Below are 5,003 nucleotides of genomic sequence, written 5' to 3' on the forward strand. Positions count from 1 at the left end.
AATGATGAAGACCGCGGTGGAACTGAATATAGGAGGTTATCTGCCTGATAGCGAATGGAAGCGGTGAGAGTGGAACTAGCGTTGGTTACTGTTATCTACAAGGTTATGGAGGAACAAGTAGTGGTTACAAAGTTTTTTGTGATCGACAATCTAACGATGGTCAAATCTATCCATGCCCTTCGGAGACATCAGGTTTATATTCTGAATCTGCAAGAGATCGGTGTACTAAATAGCTAATTCCTATATTGCAATTTTCCCAAAAGCGGGCATTGCTTTTTATTAAGGGAATAAGTGATGCTTACTTTGGGGATCTAAAATGAAGAAAAAATGGTTTATGTATCATATGGTTACTTATAAAATTTGAAGAACTAAAAATGGAAAGAATTAAATATATATTTTGCTTTATATTCTTATCTATTGTTTGTATTAGCTGTCATGAGGGGTGCGATGATAGTACATATTTCAATGGAAAGATTCGGATAATTGAGGATAATAGTAAAGCGGTAAAGAAGGTCTCTTTAAAGAATGTTATTTTAAATGGGGCGAATTTTGGTTATATAGCAGTCTATGATTCACTCATGTTTTTTTTTAATTCTAAACTTCCTGATCGCTCTTATAATATATTCAACATAAATACAGGAGAAGAAATAGGAACTTTTTGTAATAAAGGGGGAGGACCTGAGGAGGCTGCCGCTTTTGGTCCTATTTTTCAATTTTTTAAAAAAGGAAATGACTTAAAAACTTTACTATTCGCTCCTCATGAAGGGAAATTGTTTATTTGGAATATAACTCAATCCATTACTCAGGGAAGTACTATTATTGATAAAGTTATTCCATATACTTGGAGGAACGAAAATGGGGGAGCATGTTATAATGAAATGTATCTTCAGAATAATAATATATTACTTGCTAGAGTAGATCCATTTCCAATAAATGATGCGGATGCAACTTTGTTGTTTTATCAAAAGCGGACACTTGACACAAATAAAGCACTAAAGAATTATGCGATTTATAAGCAAACAATAAAAAACAGAGAGGCGCCTATCATTCCAGAAGATTTTTTCGCATCAGCTGATGCTTTTAAGCCTGATGGAACTAAAATAGTGCAAGTAATGGGGCATCTTCCACAATTGAATATTCTGGACTTTGAAACCGGACAAGTAGTGGGATATCGTATGGAAGGGGGAGATGATTTTTCTGTTTTTCAAGGAAAGAAGAATATTAAAAACTATTATGTAGAAGTACAGGCTGACGATAATTATATATATGCATTATATTGGGGAAGAGACAGATGGGGAATGTATGAAATTCCGTGTGTCAATACTATTCATGTTTTTGATTGGTATGGTAGGTTGGTGCAAAAGTTAGAAACTGATTATGATATTGATAAAATGTTTTTGGATACAGTTAGAAATAGATTATATGTAACAAGGCCAAAGTCTGATGATGTGTATTATTTGGATTTGGATGAGGTCTTTGATTAGTTTTTTATAATAGATAATGAAAAAAAATAATATTTCTGTTTTTCTTTTGCTGTCTTACCCTGTATTGGGTTGACTACTATTAGTATCAACCACTTACAAGGTAAGACATGGAGAATGTAAAGATAATCAAAATGTTATGTGAAAATTGTAATGTTTGCAGTTGTGGTTATTGCTATTACTGCATTGAATGTGAGAACTGTATTGAATTCTGATCGCTCTTACGATATGAATACATCGACGATTGAGGCTATCAGTGGGGAAGATGATCCTATTGATGGTGGAGAAATCGGAGATGTGGAGATTACGTGTAGCAAAAGCGGTGGAAGTGGAAAATGTTATGCGAAGAGAACAGAGGTAAAAGGCAATGGTTATTGTCGCTTTTTCTGTCAATGGCAGGGGGACTTTAGACTATTGTAGCTCATTTTGGATGGGTGTGTTAGAACTTTGTGTAAATAAATAATAATTAAATTTAGATGGGGTGGCTGAGAGTTGATATATAATTAGCTACCCCGTCATTAAATAAATATATAATGAGAACATTTATTATAATTGTCTGTGCGTTGTTTATGATATCCTGTAATCAACACACCGCTAATCACGATAATACTACATGTAGAATTGACTTGAAGAAAGTTGATTCTCCTTCTTTCTACGACTATTTTTCAAAGATTGAGATTACTCCTTTGGAATCATCAAAGGAATCCTTAATTAAAGATGTCACTGAATATACTTATCATGCAGGGAAACTTTATATATTTGATAAGGATCAGAAAAAAATATTTGTATTTGATAATGAAGGTAAATTATTTAATATAATAAACAAATGTGGTAATGGACCTGGAGAATATTCGGACTTGTCTGATTTTAGATTTAATCCTTCTACAGGGGATTTGGAGCTTTTGTCTCCTATGGGCGGTATCTTTCGATATGATAGTTTAGGACAAGACTTTAAAGGGAACATATCTCTTCCGTTGAAGGTATCTGCTGCACACCGATTTATAGCACTAAACAAAAACACTTATCTGTTTTTTTGTGAGGCAAGAAAAGGAAATAAGATGGTAGTCTATGATATTGACCAAAAGAAAATTATTTCGGAAATGTATGATCTTCCTAGGTTCTTGTTTTTTAAAACTTTTTATCATCATACATATTCTCCATTTTATATATATGAAAACAAAGTGCATTTTGTACAATCTTACAATGGAGATGTATTTACTTTTGAGCATAATTCGTTGGTGCCAAAATATCATTGGGACTTTGGAAAACAGAATTTTGATATTTCAGGTTTGAAAGATGAATCCTATGAATATTATAATAAGTATGCTCGTACTGTCGGTGCTAAATATGCTAATACTTTTATTTCATATGTTGAGAATTCACGATATTATGTTACTAGATTTGCCTATGATAATAAATTCTGGACATTGATATATGATAAACAAAGTAAAAAACATATGGTCTTTAATACATTTATAGAAGGCCATCGTTGTATCCCATCGTTGATTGATGAAAGTGGAATCTATTATATTGTAGATATGCCTCAGCAACTTGATTTAGTCCTAAATGTTGAGGATTTAGATGATACCAACAAGGCAATATGTGATAATATTAAAGATGATGATAATCCGATTATTATAAAATATGTTTTTAAATAACTAGTATGAAGAAAATAATTATTTCATTACAGTTCTTTTTGCTTTGCTGTATTTTGGTGATTTCATCAATTACTTTTTATTGTTTTTATTCAGAGTCAAAACAGACTGATTTAGATAGAGAGAATGAACATTTTATTGAGGAAATGTATGTACAAGATAATCTTACAGCTTCAGTACTCTGTGACAATTCTCCTGTTGATATCGATGAACTTAAATCGGTTCAACCACGAATTGTGTGCTATTATTCTTCTCAGTCGTGTGCTGCATGCCTTAACTACGCAAAGGAACGCATAAGAGAGATTTTTTCCAAACATGAAGAAACTTCAGCGCTACTGTATCTGGCATCTGATTATTCCAAAGATGAGAAATTTAAAGAGAAAAACACAATAAATATTGGTAGAAAGAAGCTCGGTATATCTTTAGATAATACCAGCCTTGTTTGCTTTTTTGTAATTGTTGACAATAAAATAGAGCATTTGTTCATACCCGATAGGAATTATGGGAAATATACAGATACCTATTTGAAACAAATCAAAGAAAGGTATTTTACGCCAGAATTTTGAATTCTGAAGTTTCGATATATGATTTTATTTCATAAACAAGTTTTGATATGAGTAAAAATATTATGTTAACTTTATGCATAACAGCATTGCTATATAGTTGTACCGCTACTAAATCATCTTCTGATTTTAGTAACGAAATATTTGTTGATGTAGAGCAGAGTGTAGAACTGCCTTTACAGCGAGGCAGAATAATCCCGCTTGAGACATCGGACTCTTCTTTGTTGTATGACATCGTGTCGATAGATCAGGTTAAGGACAAATACTTTATACGGTCCAGAAATAAAATATTGACGTTTGATACGGAGGGTAATTACTTATATAACATATCCGGAATAGGACAAGGTAATAAGGAGTATGTGAATTTATCTTCTTTCTTTATTAAGAATGAAGAATTATGTATTTATGATTTTAATCAGGGTCGAGTATTGGTTTTTGCTCCTTCCGGTCGTTATTTGCGTACGGAAAAGGCTGTAAAAAATTCGGATGTAGAATGTGTTCCTCAGCTTATCCGTCCTTATGGGAAAAATAAATATATAGCAAAGAATAGCTTTAATGGAACTCCAGGGTATGTGACGCCAGCCCTTTCATTGTTGGATGAAAAATATACGATAACTCAGACACTGGAGGGCCATTCGCTTCACACCGGATTTCTACTATTTGATTTTATGAATTGTGATGATAATGGTGGTTTCATCACTTATTGGGAAGCTTTGAGTGATACAATCTATACGGTAGTAAATGATAGTATGGTTCAGCCTAAATATCTCGTAAACTTCGGGGAATATGCTATTCCGGCAGTGGAGCGCCTCAATAAAGATGTTTATGACTTAATTGATTATGTAAATAAGCCTGAAAACAAAAAGTTGGCAACGCTTATCAGGTATGTTTATGAAGAAGAGAACTATCTTTATTTTGTTTTCTCTTGTGAGGACTCGGTAAGGTTGGCTCTGTATAATAAGGAAACTCATAATACAACTACTCATATTCTACCGGCAGAAGTGAATGGAGGAAAATATCGTTTAGCTTCTTTTCTCAAAGTAGATAAGGATAAAGTTATAATGGCGTTGGAAGATTGTGAAAATATAGAGAATAATCAATCACTGTTCATAATCAATAAGAAGGAATTGTATGAAAAGTCGCGTTTTAAATAAGCCTTTTTACTTCTTTAACGATAAACCTTAGTTTTTAAAACTAAAAAAATAACAGTTTGCGGAGATGTTATAAATGTTGAATCAGAAAACATACAAAGAATTATGAGAAAAGGATGGTTGTATGCCACGGGCTTATCTTGTCTGATGGGG

General features: G+C 32.8%; 5 protein-coding genes. All 5 read left to right on the top strand.

The window, feature by feature from the left end; all coding sequences use genetic code 11:
• The first annotated feature begins 374 nt into the window (after positions 1-374).
• The 5 genes from BACCELL_RS03350 to BACCELL_RS03370 all read left to right on the top strand — a co-directional run bounded on the left by BACCELL_RS03350 (position 375) and on the right by BACCELL_RS03370 (position 4,853).
• Positions 375-1,484, top strand: coding sequence for a hypothetical protein (locus BACCELL_RS03350; RefSeq protein ID WP_007210135.1), 1,110 nt, complete (start codon positions 375-377; stop codon positions 1,482-1,484).
• 138 nt (positions 1,485-1,622) lie between these two features.
• Positions 1,623-1,901 (top strand): hypothetical protein, encoded by a 279-nt coding sequence (locus BACCELL_RS03355; protein ID WP_157133870.1) that lies wholly within the window; start codon positions 1,623-1,625, stop codon positions 1,899-1,901.
• Between the two features lie 113 nt (positions 1,902-2,014).
• The gene (locus BACCELL_RS03360; RefSeq protein ID WP_007210137.1) at positions 2,015-3,139 is read left to right on the top strand and encodes a 6-bladed beta-propeller; all 1,125 of its coding nucleotides are present in this window, start codon (positions 2,015-2,017) and stop codon (positions 3,137-3,139) included.
• 5 nt (positions 3,140-3,144) lie between these two features.
• On the top strand, positions 3,145-3,702 hold the full coding sequence (locus tag BACCELL_RS03365) for a hypothetical protein (protein WP_007210138.1): 558 nt from the start codon (positions 3,145-3,147) through the stop codon (positions 3,700-3,702).
• 47 nt (positions 3,703-3,749) lie between these two features.
• Positions 3,750-4,853, top strand: coding sequence for a 6-bladed beta-propeller (locus tag BACCELL_RS03370; protein WP_007210139.1), 1,104 nt, complete (start codon positions 3,750-3,752; stop codon positions 4,851-4,853).
• Positions 4,854-5,003: the final 150 nt, after the last annotated feature.

This window comes from Bacteroides cellulosilyticus DSM 14838 (assembly GCF_000158035.1).
Classification (GTDB): domain Bacteria; phylum Bacteroidota; class Bacteroidia; order Bacteroidales; family Bacteroidaceae; genus Bacteroides; species Bacteroides cellulosilyticus.

What these genes read in the sequence shown, in the direction of transcription:
- BACCELL_RS03365 (WP_007210138.1), top strand. Translation starts at nt 3,145, where the DNA reads ATGAAGAAAATAATTATTTCATTACAGTTCTTTTTGCTTTGCTGTATT.
- BACCELL_RS03370 (WP_007210139.1), top strand. Translation starts at nt 3,750, where the DNA reads ATGAGTAAAAATATTATGTTAACTTTATGCATAACAGCATTGCTATAT.
- BACCELL_RS03360 (WP_007210137.1), top strand. Translation starts at nt 2,015, where the DNA reads ATGAGAACATTTATTATAATTGTCTGTGCGTTGTTTATGATATCCTGT.
- BACCELL_RS03350 (WP_007210135.1), top strand. Translation starts at nt 375, where the DNA reads ATGGAAAGAATTAAATATATATTTTGCTTTATATTCTTATCTATTGTT.